Raw genomic sequence first — 14,973 nt, forward strand, 5'->3', positions numbered from 1 at the left:
AAGCAGAAGCAGAAGCAGAAGCAGAAGCAGAAGCAGAAGCAGAAGCAGAAGCAGAAGCAGAAGCAGAAGCAGAAGCAGAAGCACAGCAAGACGTTAACCAAGTTGCCCCATTAGCGGCGGCAGAGGTCAGCTGGGGCAACGCCTCACTGAAAAAAGCGGTAGAAAAATGGCAGGCCGCTAGCACGCCCGTTCCGCAGCATGATGCGATGTTAGCGGTGATTGCGGAGTGCTACAAACAACGTAAAAATGCGCCATATTTACAGTTGGGTACCCAACTGGCCGCCGAGTATCCAAGCGTATTTGCCGCCAGCAGCGAAGTGCTAATCAAACGCAAACCTAAAGGTGAACTCAAAGGGGTTGGCTTTATGCAGTTGTCTACCTTGTGTAACGACAGCGGCGACTTTGTTACTGCCGTCGCCTTGTGTCAGCAAGCACTTGACTACGGTCTACAAGATGGCACCGTCAGCGGCTTTGAGGGCCGTATACAACGGATTGAAAAAGCGCGTGCTAAAAGCGAATAACTAAGCAAGTATAAGTTGGAACAGGGTGGTCTACTGACCACCCTTTTTATTGCAATCACCTATGAGGAGCGGTAATGCGTATTGCAGTAACTATGGCGGCAGTGTCGCTAATACTAATGGTCAGCGGTTGTACTAAAACCCCCGAGTGGACTTTGTTTTACTACGCTGGTCAGCAATCGGTACCGGAGAGCGATCATTACCATGCCATCAAAGGGTATTACGCGAGCCTTGAGCAATGTAAAAAGAAAGCTGAGGGACTGGAATATCTCACCGAAACGGCCGCTGTTTACCAATGCGGCTTTCAGTGTCAGCTTGATGAGCATGATGTGGTAAAGTGTGACCAATGGCACACTTTTACGCCTAAGCAACCATGAAGTTAAAACAAGATTTTTTTGAGCAGCTCGACGGCTTTTATCAACAGGTGTTACCGACGCCATTGCCTGCGCCACATTGGCTGCTGTGGAGTGATGACGCCGCTGCCTTGATAGGGCTGCAACAGCCTAGCGAAGAGTTGTTGCAGGTATTTTCCGGCAATCAGCGCTATGCTGACGCACGTTATTACGCCCAAGTGTATAGCGGCCATCAGTTTGGGGGCTATTCACCGCAGCTCGGTGATGGGCGTTCCATTATTCTCGGTGAAGCTGTTGGCCCGCAGGGCAGTTGGGATGTGGCATTAAAAGGGGCGGGGCCTACGCCATATTCTCGCCGCGGTGATGGCCGCGCCGTAACGCGTTCGGCCGTGCGTGAGTTTTTAGTGTCTGAGGCGCTGGCTGCGTTAAGTATTCCAACCACGCGCGCGTTAGCGGTAGTGGGTTCAGCGTTACCCGTCTGGCGTGAAACGCTGGAGAAAGGCGCGACCACAGTGCGGTTGGCGCGTAGCCATATTCGCTTCGGCCATTTTGAACATAGCTTTTATGCCTTTAGCGGTGAGCAACAAACTGACCGTGTGAAACGCTTGGCCGATTTTGTGATCACCCAGCATTTTCCACAATTTAGCTGCGATACTGCGGGTTATAAGGCTTGGTTTACTGAAGTGGTGCAACTCACTGCCCGTTTGATTGCCAAGTGGCAGGCGTTCGGTTTTGCCCACGGCGTGATGAACACCGATAACATGTCGATTGTCGGCGATAGCTTTGATTTCGGCCCGTTCGCCTTCCTCGATACCTTCCAAGAGAACTTCATCTGCAACCATTCCGATTATGAAGGCCGCTACGCCTATGGTCAGCAACCTGGCATCGGGCTGTGGAATCTGCGCTGTCTGGCGCAAGCGCTAACCCCATTGCTGAGTAGTGATGATTTAGTGGATGGCCTACGCGCCTATCAGCCTGCGCTAGTGGCCGAGTATGTTGCCTTGATGGCGCGACGAATGGGCTTTGAGCCGCAGTTGGATGACTCGCATGCGCTTGATTTTGATCTGCAATTGATCGGCGGCTTTACCCAACTGCTGGAACAGCAAAAATTGGATTATACCAACACCTTGCGCCAGTTTAGTGCTATCGCCCCCACCGAGAATGCCGCAGCGCTGCGGGATGAATTTGTCGATACGCATGCTTTCGATAGCTGGTGGCAGCATTACTGCGGACGGGTTGAAGCCGTGGCAGATCTCGATGCATGGCAACAGGCGCGGCGCTTAGCTAATCCCAAGTATATTCTGCGTAACTATCAGGCACAGCAAGCCACAGAACAAGCGTTAGCTGGCGATCTGTCAGGCTTACGCACCTTACAGCAACTGCTGCAAAAGCCCTTTGACGAACAGCCTGAGCTGGCTCATTATGCGGCGCGTCCGCCACAATGGGGCGAAGGGTTAATTATGTCGTGCAGCAGTTAAGGACAAAAAATCATGAGTAATTCTGCGTTAGCCGCCGTGAGCGATCTGCGGCTTGATCGCGCCAATGTGAGTTTGTCGATGAGTGCCGACATCGACTTTGATGCATTTGATGGGCTAGCCGCAGCGTTGTGCCAAGCGATGGATCTGCGTGTGCTGGAGCGGCAGTGGGGCGCTGATCGCCATCAATGGCTGGTGGAATTTGAAGACAGCCGTTTGTGGCTTAACTTTGAGTTGTACGGCCGTTGTTGCTGGTTAAATAGCGAAGACAGTGCGGATGTGGAAGTGCTAGCCTATCTGCAGTCGTTATTGGAGGCACAACTATGAGCAGCTCCGCGTTTCATTTTGCGGGTTTAACGCCCGATCTGATTTTAACGGCAATTGAATCTGTCGGTATCTATCCAGAAACAGGCCTCATCGCACTTAACAGTTATGAAAACCGCGTGTATCAGTTTCGCTGTGATCGCGGCAATCGTTATGTGGTGAAATTTTATCGGCCTGAGCGCTGGAGTAAGGCGCAGATATTGGAAGAGCATCAGTTTGCGGCTGAGCTATTGGCGGAGGAGTTCCCCATTGCTGCACCCGTGGTCATTGATGGTGCCACGCTGCATGAATACCAAGGTTATCTCTTTACGCTGTTTCCTTCGATGGGCGGACGACAATTCGAGGTTGATAACCTTGAGCAGCTATTTGAGGTTGGTCAGTTTATTGGCCGTATGCATCAGTACGCCAAGGGCAGTCGCTTTAGTCAGCGCCGCAGTTTAACGCCGACGACCTTTGGTGCTGAGTCGCTGACAGTATTGCAGCAATCAAGTTTGATTCCCGCGCAGTGGCGCGAGCAAGTGCTCAGCAGCGCCACAGAGTTAGTGCAAGCCATTGAGCAACAATGGCATAAGTTAACGCCATCAGTGATGCGCCTGCATGGCGATTTGCATATCGGCAATATTTTGTGGACGCCCGATGGCCCAGGTTTTGTCGACCTCGATGACGCCTGCAACGGCCCAGCGGTGCAAGATTTATGGATGATGTTGTCAGGTGAGCGCGAGCAGCAACAAGCGCAGCTGGCAGAACTGGTGGAGGGTTACCAAGAATTCTGTGATTTTCATCCCGCTGAACTGCGCTTGATTGAACCGCTGCGTGGTTTACGCATGTTGCACTATAACGCGTGGCTTTGCCGCCGTTGGGACGATCCGGCATTTCCGCAACATTTTCCATGGTTTGCCGAACCACAGTATTGGCAACAGCAATACCAGAGTTTTACCGAGCAGTTACAGCAACTGTCACAACCGCCGTTGAGTTTGATCCCTTATTAAAAAGGTCGTATCTGATACATCATTACGGAACTGAATTGTTGGATTCGACTCAAAAGACACGCTATGTTATTGCCCAGCATGAATTTGCAGGCTTAGTTTAAAAATAAAGGAAAGGTCATGAGAAAGATTTGGATGTTGGCAGCCTTGTTGTTGCTTCCCTTGGCAGCAAATGCCGCAGATTTTAGAGAAGGTGTGAATTACAAGGTGATTAGCAGTGCGCCAGCCAGTGCCAAACCTCATGTCACTGAATTCTTCTCTTACTATTGCCCACACTGCTATGTGTTTTCTAAGCAGTATATTCCGCAGTTAGAAGCTAACCTGCCCGCAGGGATGGAGTTCAAACAGAATCACGTTGATTTTATCGGCGGCGATATGGGTAAAGTGATGAGCCGTGCTTTTGCGATCTCAGAAGTGCTTGGCGTGACCAAGCAGATTGAACCGCTGGTATTTAGCGAGATCCACGAAAAGCATCATCGCTTTCAGTCGCTGGAAGAGGTAAAAGCCTTTTACGTGGCGAATGGGGTTGATGCCAAGAAGTTCGAAGCGGCTGCCGGTTCATTTATGGTGAATAGCATGGTGGATTCAATGCGTCGTGCTACCCAAAACTCCGGTATTGAAGGCGTCCCTGCAATCATCATCAATGACAAATATCTGATCAAAAACGAATCGTTGAAGTCATTTGACGAGATGATGGAATTGGTAACTTATTTGAGTACTCAACCGTAACTTGCGACGGTGGTGTTAAAGAAGCGATGCTGTGGCATCGCTTTTTTTTATGTAAAAAAAACCGTACAACCTAGCGGTGGTACGGATTTAGAGCCAATGGCTCAGTTTTTTACCCTGAGTAACGTCAATAACTTAGCATTGCGTCAAAAAATTGGCAACATAAAAACAAGCAAATGATTCATGGAGTTAATCTGGAACTGCCAAAAATCGCGATCGCAGTATGAAACTAACTAGAGTGCACTGTGGTCAAATGTCTGGATTCAGCCGAAAATTAGGAGGGTTCAATGCGTGTTTTTCCGGTTTATGCCCCTAAACTCATTGCCAAGCATGCGCGAATTTTTATGCAGGGCGTTATTTGGGTAAAGGATTTAGGACGACTGGAATTCGAACGAGGGCGGTTTTTGTTACCAAAAAATGCGGGACTGCCAAAAGTGAAGCAAGCGGTAATTGAGTTAAATCAACTGCTTGATTCGCAAACCAAGCAGCTTTCACTGAATGACACTAATTAATTTCGTGATTCAGTAATCCTACCAGACCTGACACTTTGTCGCTCCACGTCTCAAGGTCTTGCTGCAACTGCTCGTTTTTCTCTGTGAGCTGCTGATTTTTTGTTTTCTCTTCTTCAAGTTCCATTTTCAGCAGCTCGATATGTTCCAGCGCTGATTGAATTTTTTGTTCCAGTTGGGACAGTAATTCAAGGCTCATGAGGGAGTCCTCCTGGGGTTAGTATAGGGATGGGATTCTAGCAGCCTGTTGACCATGCTGGATAGCGGGCAAATTTTGACTGCTGCATTTATCACCGTACTTAACCCCGTGATACTACTAAGTGCAAGGGAAAACAGTGGTTGTTGACAATTGTTGCCAAAAAAATTTTCATCCTTTTGACAAAGCGGCCTAATGGCTATTGACTTTCAATCGTACGATTCCTAGTCTGCCTAGACGATAATTAGGGTTGTACACAATGGAAATCAAGTATTGTTTGAAGCCTGCCGCAGAACGCCGTCAAGAGCAGTTCCGTCCGGAAGGTAATGTAGGGTTTGGTCGGTTACGTACTGATCATATGTTTTTGATGGACTACTACGATGGCGAATGGCGTGATCCGCGTATTGTGCCTTATGGCCCATTTGAATTGGCACCGGGTGCAATGGCATTGCACTATGGTCAGTCCATTTTCGAAGGTGCTAAAGCCTTTATGCATGACGATGGCGAGATTTACGCTTTCCGCATTAATAAAAATGCTGAGCGTTTAAACCGTTCTGCCGACATTCTTTGTATTCCGAATATTGCTGAAGCAGACCAACAGCAAGCGATTCAAGCGCTGCTGGATGTGGATCGTTTATGGTTCCCAATGCAAGATGGTGCTTGCTTGTATATTCGGCCATTCATTTTTGCGACGGAAGATCGCCTGTCAGTGAGTCCATCTACTCGCTACACCTTCTGCGTGGTGGTGAGCCCAAGTGGCGCCTACTACGGTAAAGACTTAAGCGCGATTCGCTTGCTGATCAGCAAGAAATATCACCGTGCCGTGCCTGGTGGTACTGGTGCATCTAAGGCGTCTGGCAACTATGCGGCCTCTTTGCGTGCTGGTCGTGCTGCGGCTGAAGCGGGTGCGGCGCAAGTGCTGTATCTGGATTCTACCAACACCTATCTGGAAGAAGCGGGCGCGATGAACCACTTCCATATTCTGAAAGATGGCACAGTGATTATTCCAGAATTTACCGACACTATTTTGCGGTCAATTACCTCACAATCCATCATTGAGCTGGCGCCAACGCTGGGTTGTGATGTACGCCAAGAAACCATCAAACTGGATGACTTCATTGCGGGTATTGAAGCCGGTGAGATTGTTGAAGCCGGTGGTTTTGGTACCGCCGCAGTGGTATCGCCTGTGGGCTCTTACATCTTTGAGGATGGCCGCGTGGTGACCGTGGCTGATGGTCAAGTGGGAGCTAACGTAAAACGTATTTACGATACCTACACCGCCATTCAAAGAGGTCACCACCAAGCCCCAACGGGTTGGTTGCAAAAAGTGCCTCATCTTGAGAAATAATCTCGAGTAGTTCCCTGTAAGACCTCAGCCAAGCGCTGGGGTCTTTTGTTTTATAGCTAAGTTGATCTATACGCTTTGCTGAGAATTCAAGATTAGGCAGGTGCTTGCTGTTGCAGTAATAACGCGAGGTAATCACTTGCCGCTAGCGGCTTACTGAGCAGGAAGCCTTGGATTTGGTCGCAACCTTGGCTGGCGAGGTATTGTAACTGCTCCTCCGTTTCTACCCCTTCGGCGACCACTTGCAGTTCTAAGCTGTGGGCGAGGGCGATAATCGCGCTAGTAATCGCGGCATCATCCGGGTCTTCTGAAATATCACGGACAAATTCGCGATCGATTTTTAGGGTATTGATCGGGAACCGCTTCAGGTAGGCCAAACTGGAGTAGCCTGTACCAAAGTCGTCGACGGCTAAGCTAAGCCCTAAGGCTTCAAGACGATTCAAGATGGCAATAGATTGCTTCGGATGTTTCATCACTGCTGACTCAGTTAACTCAATTTCTAGTAACTGTGCCGGTAGCTGATATTGCAGCAGGATCTGTTCAATCTCTGTTAGCAACTCATGTTGTAGCTGTTTGGCGGAGATGTTGACTGCGACAGGCAGCAGGCTAACCCCTTGCTGGCGCCACTGACTCATTTGCTGTGCCACATGATCGAGCAGCCAAGAACCAATACTGGTAATCAGCCCCGTTTCTTCTGCGAGCGGAATAAATTCGGCGGGAGAGACTGGCCCCAACTCGTTACTGTGCCAACGCATCAGCGCCTCACAACCGACAATGCAGCCGCTGGTGACACTGTATTTGGGCTGATACATCACTTCTAATTCGTTTTTACTGATGGCTTGTTTCAAGCCTGTTTCCAGTTGTAGATGGCGCACTGCGGACACATTCATGTGGCTGCTATAAAACTGGAAGTTATTGCGTCCCATCGATTTTGCGTGATACATCGCGGTATCGGCATACTTCAGCAGTTCTTGCACGTCACACGTATCGTCAGGCGAGAGACTGATGCCGATGGAGGTGGTGATATCGAGGGTATTTTGCGACAGCTCAAACGGTTGATCGAGCAGATGAATGATCTTCTCGGCAATCACAGTGGCGGCTTTGGCCTTGGCAACACCTTCCAGAATGATGGTGAACTCATCGCCACCGATACGGGCCACCGTATCGCCAGCACGCACGGCTCCAGCTAGTCGCTGGCCTACCGCTTTGAGTAGCTCATCACCGACATGATGACCCTTAGAGTCATTGATGGTCTTAAAGCGATCGAGATCGAGGAATAGTAGCGCGACTTTGGTGCCATTACGTTGGGCTTGGTCTAGCGCATGTTTCAGATGTTCTTTAAATAGCGTGCGATTAGGCAGCCCAGTGAGGGGGTCATAATTGGCTAATAGCCGTAGATCTTCTTCCACTTTTTTGCGATCGGTAATGTCGTTGAACACCATGACCAGATGGCTCGCTTCGGCGTTGTGGTCAACCACCTGATTCACTTCTAGCCACGCCAGAATGACCGTTCCATTGGCTTGCCGTAGTTGGATTTCGCCAGACCAATGGTGTTCTGTCAGCAAGATACGTTCGATATCGCGGTAATGGTTTATTGGGTACAAACCACGCGTGAGCGCTAAGCAGTATTTGCCGAGAATGCATGACTCTTGGTAGCCTGTGGTCTCGCTAAAGGCACGGTTTACCGAGATGACGCGATAGTCCAAATCACAAATCACCACCGCTTCATTCATGCTTTCCAGCACTTGATGCGACAGCTTAAGTTCATCTTCCTGCTGCTTACGATCAGTAATATCGGTGGAGGTCCCGGCCATACGAATTGGGGTATTGTGTATGCCCACTTCGGCAATTTTGCCGCGATCTAAGCGCCAACGCCATTCGCCATCCGCGGAGAAGCTGCGGTATTCCGCCTCAAAATAGGGGATCTTGCCAGCTAAATAACGCGCCAGTGTTTGTTGCAGCACTTGGCGGTCTTCGGGATGGATCAGCGCAAGATATTGCTGCCGAGTCAGTTGCTGCGTTAACTCATTATCTTGACTGAGTTGGGTCATGGTGAGCGTTTCGCTGACCAAGTGCCAGTCCCACAACCGATCCCCTGAGCCCCACATCGCCAGCTTAAAGCGCTCGTGTGAATCACTGATTTGCTGCTGTATCTGCTTCTCTTTATGCCACTTTTTGACATAGTGGCGTGCAAGCAGCGCAATCATTATCACGCAGAATAGGCAATACAGCACGTAGGCTGATGGTGTGCGATACCATGGCGCAATAATGGTGATATCGGCCAGTTGCTGTTGACTAAACTCAGCGCTACCAGTGAGTTTGTGGCGTACCAGTAATTGATAACTGCCAGCGGGCACTGCGGTGTAGCTGATCTCGTTCATCGCTTCGAACGGGTGCCAATTACTCTCCAAGCCTTTGAGTAAGAAGCTATATTGGTGGTGATTAGGGTAGCTAAAGTCGATGGGGGTGACTTTAAAACTCAGCAACTCGTTGCTGTAATGTTGAGTAATATAGATATTGTCAGTGAAGCGATAGAGCGGGAACAGTTGTTCACCTATTCGGTAGCTGGCGAGGGCAATTTCAACATTTTGCCGCGCTGCTGGAATCCTGCTAGGCTGAAAATAGTTGATGCCGTTGATGCCACCAAACCAGATGCTACCGTCCGGATCCTGCCAACGTACGCCACCGTTAAATTCCAGCGATTGCAGCCCTTCATTCTCGTTGAAACTGAGGAATTTACCGCTAGCGACTTCAAGACGACTGACCCCAGCATTGCTGGTAAACCACACATTGCCTAAGTGGTCATCAGCTAAGGCATAGATGGTGTTATTCGACAGTTTATGGGTGGCACTAAAGTTAGTTAGTTCATCGTCTTGTAGTAATACCAGCCCTCCGTGGGTGGCAATCCATATGTTGCCATCGTCCATTTCAAGTACGTCACGCACTATAGGATGTGGCAGCTCCTGCGGTGAAAAGTAGCGTATCAGATCGCCGTTGCTCGCCAGTTGGTATAAGCCGTTCATCGTCATCACCCACAGGCCGCTGCGGGTACGCCGCAGATTGAGAATGGCGCTATCGGGTTGCGGTGTGGCGTACTTGAGATTGATGTTATTGAGTTGCTTGTTGGCAACATCGTAGCGATATAAGGCATTTTGCGCCGCAAACCACAGTTGATGTTTACTGCTATCTAAACTGATTGCTCGAATGTGCGTAATGTTTTGTGGCAGCTCAATTGGCATAAGCGTATTGGGCAGCGCCAATTGAAATAGTCCTGCGCTGGTGGCTAACCAGAGGCTATTGTCGGTATCGGCGGCGATATCCAGCACGCGTAAATCGTCACTCGCTTCTGCACCAATGAGTGGCATAAACAGCGCGTTAAGTGATTCGAATTTGCCGCTATCTGTCAAACGGAACAGCCCTGAATCGTTGGTGCCAACGTACAATTGGCCATCACCAGCGCGGCAAATGGCGCGAATATTATTATTACGTCTGAGCCGTTGGGTATCGGTCTTGTTGTAGATATGGGCAAAATACTGACGATCAATATTGATACGGTTGAGGCCCGAGTAGTAACTGCCCACCCATAAGTTGCCTTGTCTATCGAGCAGCAAGCTGGTGATGTCATTATCGCTCAGGCTATCTTGCTCATCTGGTTGGTGCTGGATCTTTTCAACGAACCATTGCCCCTGCCGCGGCAAAAGGTGAACCAATCCGGTGCCGATGCCACCAAGCCATACGCCGTGCTGATGGTCAAAGATAAAGTCTCGAATGGTCTGGCGATGGTCGGTTAACTTAAAAATGCGCTGAGGCGGTTGCTCAAGCGAGGGATAACGCCAAAGCTCGCTACCGAGCGCCAGCCAGACTGCATTGTCCGCTGCCACATGCCCTTGGCTAATCTGCTGCGCACCATCGGGCAGTGGAAAGGGATTAAATTGACCGTCACGATACAGAAACGCGCCGTGGTGTTCAGTGCTGAGCAACAGCGTTTGCGAATCAATGCTGAGAATGCGCGTCACCACTGGGCTGGTCAGTGGCCCCAATTCCACTTTAGTTAATTGCAGTGGGGCCGATTGGCGATAAAGACCATCTTCGGTGGCCGCCCACAATTGATCGTTAAAAATGGCTAGCTGGTAAATACGTAAGCTGGGTTTACCATTTTTTATCGTGAGCTGCTTAAACTTGCCGGTCGTTAAGTCTAATGCATTCACCCCACCGCTGACGGTGCCGACCCACAGCGTATTGCCCTGTTGCAGCATATCGACGATAAAGGAATCACTAATACTGGTTGGATCGTCCGCTTGGGGACGGAAGAGGGTAAAGTCGGTGCCGTTATAACGATGCAACCCATCTTGAGTTCCCACCCACAGCATGCTGCTGTCGCTCTCAAATAGGCTGTAAACACTGTTTTGATGCAGGCCATCAAGACTGTTGATATGTTGAAAGCGATATTTCTGTGGCATAGCGGCTGCATTCGGCCAACAGCATAAAGCTGCGCCGACAATCAACATCCATTGGCAGAGAACTCGAAACAACGGCAACTCAGTCATCTAATTAGCAAAGCTTGTAACATACCTTATAACAAATGTAGTTGATATGGCTTTATCGCCGTAGGAATAAAAAAAAGGCCTTGCCGGAAGGGGGAAAAGCAAGGCCTTTTTGGCTTGAAACTCGGTGACTTAGAAGCTGTCCTCGGGAATGCGCACCCAGCCCTCCATCAAGACGCGGGCACTGCGGCTCATCACTACTTGGCGGACTTGCCACTGTCCAGCCACGACCTCAGCGCTGGCGCCCACGTTAAGTGTGCCTGATGGATGGCCGAAGCGCAGACGTTGAGGCTCGCCGCCACCTGCGGCACGATTGACTAAGGTGCCGGGCACTACTGCTGCGGCCGCAATGGCAACTGCCGCGGTGCCCATCATGGCGTGATGCAGTTTGCCCATGGATAGTGCGCGTACGCACAAGTCTATGTCAGTGGCGGCAATGGTTTTGCCGCTGGACGCGGTATAGCTTGCGGCTGGCGCCACAAACGCGATCTTCGGCGTATGTGGTCGTGCAGCTATCTCATCGAGCTGTTTAATCAGCCCCATTTTCAACGCACCATAGGCTCTAAGTTGCTCAAAACGGCTCAAGGCTTGTGGATCATCGTTGATGGCGGCTTGTAACTCAGTACCTTGATAGCCGATATCGGCGGCGTTAACGAAAATCGTCGGGATGCCCGCATTGATCAGCGTGACTTGTAGCTTACCGCTAGGCACCAGCGATGGTGGAACCTCCAGTTCATCTATCAGATTGCCAGTAGGGAACATACTGCCGCCGTCGTCCTCATCTGCAGGGTCAATAAAGGTGATTGGGATTTCAGCGGCGGGAAAGGTCACGCCGTCGAGCTCAAAGTCACCGCATTCCACCACGTCACCCGCGGCCATGGGAACTTGCGCCAAAATGGTTTTGTGAATATTGGCCTGCCAGATCCGTACGGTACAAACGCCATCTTGCGGGATTCGGCTGGCGTCAATTAGCCCTTTGCTGATGGCAAAGGCGCCGACAGCGGCGGTGAGATTACCGCAGTTGCCACTCCAATCAATAAACGGTTTATCAATTGCGACTTGGCCAAACAGGTAATCGACATCGTGCTCCGGCTGTTGGCTACGGCTTAAAATCACGGTTTTACTGGTGCTAGAAGTGGCACCGCCCATGCCATCGGTGTGTTTGCCGTAAGGATCTGGACTGCCAATGACGCGCAGCAATAGTGCATCGCGTGCAGGCCCTGGCTGTTGTGCGGCAACTGGCAGATCATCTAACGCAAAAAATACGCCCTTACTGGTGCCGCCGCGCATATAGGTCGCGGGGATTTTTAGTTGCTTGGTCATGTGTTTTGCTCCTCAAGAAACTCTTGTGCAAAACGTTGTAGTACGCCGCCTGCTTGGTAGATGGTGACTTCCTCTGCGGTGTCGAGGCGACAGCGCACTGGCACATCAATACTGCTACCGTTAGCGCGATGGATCAGTAACGTCAATGTGGCGCCTGGCGTCGGCTCGCCCAACACATCAAAGGTTTCACGGCCATCAATCGCGAGTGTATGGCGGTCAGTACCCAGCATAAATTGCAGTGGTAACACCCCCATGCCGACTAAATTGGTGCGGTGGATCCGTTCGAACCCCTCGGCAACGATGACCTCAACCCCCGCAAGGCGCACACCTTTGGCTGCCCAATCACGGCTTGAACCTTGGCCATAATCCTTGCCGGCAATAATACAAAGTGGCTGGCGGCGCAGCATATAGGTTTCAATGCCTTCCCACATACGCAGTTGCTTGCCGTCTGGTTCTAGCCGCATCAGTGAGCCTTGGATCACTTCGCCAGTGCTATCACGCACCATTTCATTAAACAGTTTCGGGTTGGCTAGGGTGGCCCGCTGCGCAGTGAGGTGATCACCACGGTGGGTCGCGTAGGAGTTAAAATCAGCCTCCGGTAAGCCCATTTTGGCCAAATACTCCCCTGCGGCACTGCTGGCCATAATCGCATTGGAGGGCGACAGATGATCGGTGGTGATGTTATCGCCCAGCACTGCTAATGGGCGCATGCCTTTGAGCGTGCGCTCGGCGGCGAGCGCTCCTTCCCAGTAGGGCGGGCGACGAATATAGGTGCTCATCGGCCGCCAATCATATAGCGGGTCAATCTTTTCGCCGTAGTCGACCTTGAGCGCAAACATCGGTTCATATACTTGGCGGAACTGCTCTGGCTTGACGGCGGTTTTGATAACGGCATCAATCTCCGCATCGTCCGGCCAGATATCTTTGAGATATACCGCTTGGCCTGCGGCATCATAGCCTAGAGCGTCTTTTTCGATATCAAAACGAATGGAGCCAGCTATCGCATAAGCCACCACCAACGGCGGCGATGCCAGAAACGCTTGCTTAGCATAGGGATGAATGCGGCCGTCAAAGTTGCGGTTGCCGGAAAGCACGGCGGTGGCGTATAAATCGCGGTCGATGATCTGTTGCTGGATGAGCGGATCTAACGCACCGCTCATGCCGTTGCAGGTGGTACAAGCAAAGGCCACCACGCCAAAACCTAGGCATTCCAGACTGGCGAGCAAGCCCGCTTCTTCCAGATACAGTTTGACGGTTTTTGAGCCGGGCGCCAGCGAGGTTTTCACCCATGGTTTACGCTGTAAGCCTTTAGCTACGGCGTTGCGCGCCAGCAAGCCTGCCGCAATCACATTACGTGGATTACTGGTGTTAGTACAACTGGTGATGGCGGCGATAATCACAGCCCCGTCGGGCATCAAGTCACCTTGCTGACGATAGTCGTTGGCGATACCTTTGTCGGCTAAGCTGCTGGTGGCCACCCGTTTGTGCGGATTTGATGGCCCAGCAATATTGCGCACCACGCTGGAGAGATCGAACGTCAACGTGCGCTCGTACTGCGCTTGCGTGAGGGTATCACTCCATAATCCTGCGGCTTTGGCGTAGGTTTCCACCAGCTGTACTTGCGGTTCATCACGGCCGGTGAGTCGCAGGTAATCTAAGGTTTGCTGGTCAATCGAGAACAGCGCCGCAGTGGCGCCATACTCTGGCGTCATATTGGAAATGGTGGCGCGATCGCCGAGTGTCAGATGTGCCGCACCGCTGCCGAAAAACTCCAAATAGGCTGATACCACGCGTTGATCCCGTAGAAACTCAGTTAATGCCAACACGATATCGGTCGCGGTAATGCCCGCCGCGGGTTTGCCGGTGAGTTCTACACCAACAATATCAGGCAAGCGCATCCACGAAGCGCGACCTAGCATCACGCTTTCCGCTTCTAAACCGCCAACGCCAACCGCGATAACTCCCAAGGCATCTACATGCGGTGTATGGCTGTCGGTGCCGACTAAGGTATCGGCAAAGGCCACGCCATGTTGGGCGTGTACCACTGGTGACATGCGCTCAAGGTTAATTTGATGCATGATGCCGTTGCCGGGGGGGATCACATCGACATTATCAAAGGCAGTTTTGCACCAGTTGATGAAGTGGAAGCGATCTTCGTTACGGCGATCTTCAATGGCTCGATTCTGCTCAAAGGCATCGGTTTCAAACCCTGCGTGTTCTACCGCGAGCGAGTGATCGACAATCAACTGAGTCGGCACCACCGGATTCACTTTGGCCGGATCGCCACCTTGCTCGGCAATCGCATCACGCAACCCTGCTAAATCGACTAATGCGGTTTGGCCGAGAATATCGTGGCACACCACGCGGGCAGGAAACCAAGGAAAATCTAAGTTGCGTTTGCGCTCGATTAGCTGGTTTAAATAGCTGTCCAAGTGGGTGGGGTCAGCCTTGCGCACTAAGTTTTCAGCATGTACCCGCGAGGTATATGGCAAGCCTTGCCAACTCCCCGGTTTAATGGCGTTCACCGCCGCTGCAGCGTCGAAATAATCCAGCCCTGTATTTGCTAGAGCTTTGCGATAGCGTGTGTTCATAATCCTTGCACTCAACTGATGACCGCGGTTTGCGCCGCTGCCTGATGACTCGTTGGCGTGGTTGGCACGTCGTTCAAAACTGA

Annotated in this window: 11 protein-coding genes and 1 pseudogene; 8 read left to right on the forward strand and 4 right to left on the reverse strand. The window is 51.1% G+C overall.

Annotated elements, in window-relative coordinates; all coding sequences use genetic code 11:
• The 7 genes and pseudogenes from ACN0TT_RS17225 to ACN0TT_RS17255 all read left to right on the forward strand — a co-directional run.
• Positions 1 to 521 (forward strand): annotated as a pseudogene (locus ACN0TT_RS17225) (hypothetical protein); the annotation flags it as partial.
• 74 nt (positions 522 to 595) lie between these two features.
• The gene (locus ACN0TT_RS17230) at positions 596 to 895 is read left to right on the forward strand and encodes a hypothetical protein (protein WP_417763380.1); all 300 of its coding nucleotides are present in this window, start codon (positions 596 to 598) and stop codon (positions 893 to 895) included.
• On the forward strand, positions 892 to 2,349 hold the full coding sequence (locus ACN0TT_RS17235) for a protein adenylyltransferase SelO (RefSeq protein ID WP_417763381.1): 1,458 nt from the start codon (positions 892 to 894) through the stop codon (positions 2,347 to 2,349). Before ACN0TT_RS17230 ends, ACN0TT_RS17235 begins: the two co-directional genes overlap by 4 nt.
• A gap of 12 nt (positions 2,350 to 2,361) precedes the next feature.
• Positions 2,362 to 2,673, forward strand: coding sequence for a DUF3630 family protein (locus ACN0TT_RS17240; RefSeq protein ID WP_417763382.1), 312 nt, complete (start codon positions 2,362 to 2,364; stop codon positions 2,671 to 2,673).
• The gene (locus ACN0TT_RS17245; RefSeq protein WP_417763383.1) at positions 2,670 to 3,659 is read left to right on the forward strand and encodes a serine/threonine protein kinase; all 990 of its coding nucleotides are present in this window, start codon (positions 2,670 to 2,672) and stop codon (positions 3,657 to 3,659) included. The genes ACN0TT_RS17240 and ACN0TT_RS17245 overlap by 4 nt, the downstream gene beginning before the upstream one ends.
• A 117-nt stretch (positions 3,660 to 3,776) precedes the next feature.
• On the forward strand, positions 3,777 to 4,385 hold the full coding sequence (locus tag ACN0TT_RS17250; protein WP_417763384.1) for a thiol:disulfide interchange protein DsbA/DsbL: 609 nt from the start codon (positions 3,777 to 3,779) through the stop codon (positions 4,383 to 4,385).
• A gap of 284 nt (positions 4,386 to 4,669) precedes the next feature.
• Complete coding sequence (locus ACN0TT_RS17255) at positions 4,670 to 4,894, forward strand: DUF1107 domain-containing protein (RefSeq protein WP_417763385.1); 225 nt, start codon at positions 4,670 to 4,672, stop codon at positions 4,892 to 4,894.
• On the opposite strand, the gene zapB is transcribed toward ACN0TT_RS17255, so the two are convergent.
• Positions 4,887 to 5,090: a cell division protein ZapB gene (gene zapB / locus ACN0TT_RS17260; RefSeq protein WP_417763386.1), complete on the reverse strand. Its 204-nt coding sequence runs from the start codon at positions 5,088 to 5,090 to the stop codon at positions 4,887 to 4,889. The two genes, ACN0TT_RS17255 and zapB, sit on opposite strands and share 8 nt — an antisense overlap.
• 256 nt (positions 5,091 to 5,346) lie before the next feature.
• Here zapB and ACN0TT_RS17265 point away from each other — a divergent pair, with 256 nt between their 5' ends.
• Positions 5,347 to 6,435 (forward strand): branched-chain amino acid aminotransferase, encoded by a 1,089-nt coding sequence (locus tag ACN0TT_RS17265; RefSeq protein ID WP_417763387.1) that lies wholly within the window; start codon positions 5,347 to 5,349, stop codon positions 6,433 to 6,435.
• A gap of 92 nt (positions 6,436 to 6,527) precedes the next feature.
• On the opposite strand, the gene ACN0TT_RS17270 is transcribed toward ACN0TT_RS17265, so the two are convergent.
• The 3 genes from ACN0TT_RS17270 to acnD form a co-directional block, all read right to left on the reverse strand.
• The gene (locus tag ACN0TT_RS17270; RefSeq protein WP_417763388.1) at positions 6,528 to 10,892 is read right to left on the reverse strand and encodes an EAL domain-containing protein; all 4,365 of its coding nucleotides are present in this window, start codon (positions 10,890 to 10,892) and stop codon (positions 6,528 to 6,530) included.
• Positions 10,893 to 11,108: 216 nt separating this feature from the next.
• A complete protein-coding gene (gene prpF / locus ACN0TT_RS17275) occupies positions 11,109 to 12,299 on the reverse strand; it encodes a 2-methylaconitate cis-trans isomerase PrpF (RefSeq protein ID WP_417763389.1) in 1,191 nt (396 codons plus the stop codon).
• The gene (gene acnD / locus ACN0TT_RS17280) at positions 12,296 to 14,890 is read right to left on the reverse strand and encodes a Fe/S-dependent 2-methylisocitrate dehydratase AcnD (protein WP_417763390.1); all 2,595 of its coding nucleotides are present in this window, start codon (positions 14,888 to 14,890) and stop codon (positions 12,296 to 12,298) included. The genes prpF and acnD overlap by 4 nt, the downstream gene beginning before the upstream one ends.
• Between the last annotated feature and the right edge of the window lie 83 nt (positions 14,891 to 14,973).

Origin of the sequence: Shewanella sp., assembly GCF_048265805.1 — a bacterium.
Lineage (GTDB): Bacteria > Pseudomonadota > Gammaproteobacteria > Enterobacterales > Shewanellaceae > Shewanella.

Coding starts and splice junctions, on each gene's coding strand:
- ACN0TT_RS17240 (WP_417763382.1), top strand. CDS start 2,362: ATGAGTAATTCTGCGTTAGCCGCCGTGAGCGATCTGCGGCTTGATCGC.
- zapB (WP_417763386.1), bottom strand. CDS start 5,090: ATGAGCCTTGAATTACTGTCCCAACTGGAACAAAAAATTCAATCAGCG.
- ACN0TT_RS17245 (WP_417763383.1), top strand. CDS start 2,670: ATGAGCAGCTCCGCGTTTCATTTTGCGGGTTTAACGCCCGATCTGATT.
- ACN0TT_RS17235 (WP_417763381.1), top strand. CDS start 892: ATGAAGTTAAAACAAGATTTTTTTGAGCAGCTCGACGGCTTTTATCAA.
- prpF (WP_417763389.1), bottom strand. CDS start 12,299: ATGACCAAGCAACTAAAAATCCCCGCGACCTATATGCGCGGCGGCACC.
- ACN0TT_RS17255 (WP_417763385.1), top strand. CDS start 4,670: ATGCGTGTTTTTCCGGTTTATGCCCCTAAACTCATTGCCAAGCATGCG.
- ACN0TT_RS17265 (WP_417763387.1), top strand. CDS start 5,347: ATGGAAATCAAGTATTGTTTGAAGCCTGCCGCAGAACGCCGTCAAGAG.
- ACN0TT_RS17230 (WP_417763380.1), top strand. CDS start 596: ATGCGTATTGCAGTAACTATGGCGGCAGTGTCGCTAATACTAATGGTC.
- ACN0TT_RS17250 (WP_417763384.1), top strand. CDS start 3,777: ATGAGAAAGATTTGGATGTTGGCAGCCTTGTTGTTGCTTCCCTTGGCA.
- ACN0TT_RS17270 (WP_417763388.1), bottom strand. CDS start 10,892: ATGCCACAGAAATATCGCTTTCAACATATCAACAGTCTTGATGGCCTG.
- acnD (WP_417763390.1), bottom strand. CDS start 14,890: ATGAACACACGCTATCGCAAAGCTCTAGCAAATACAGGGCTGGATTAT.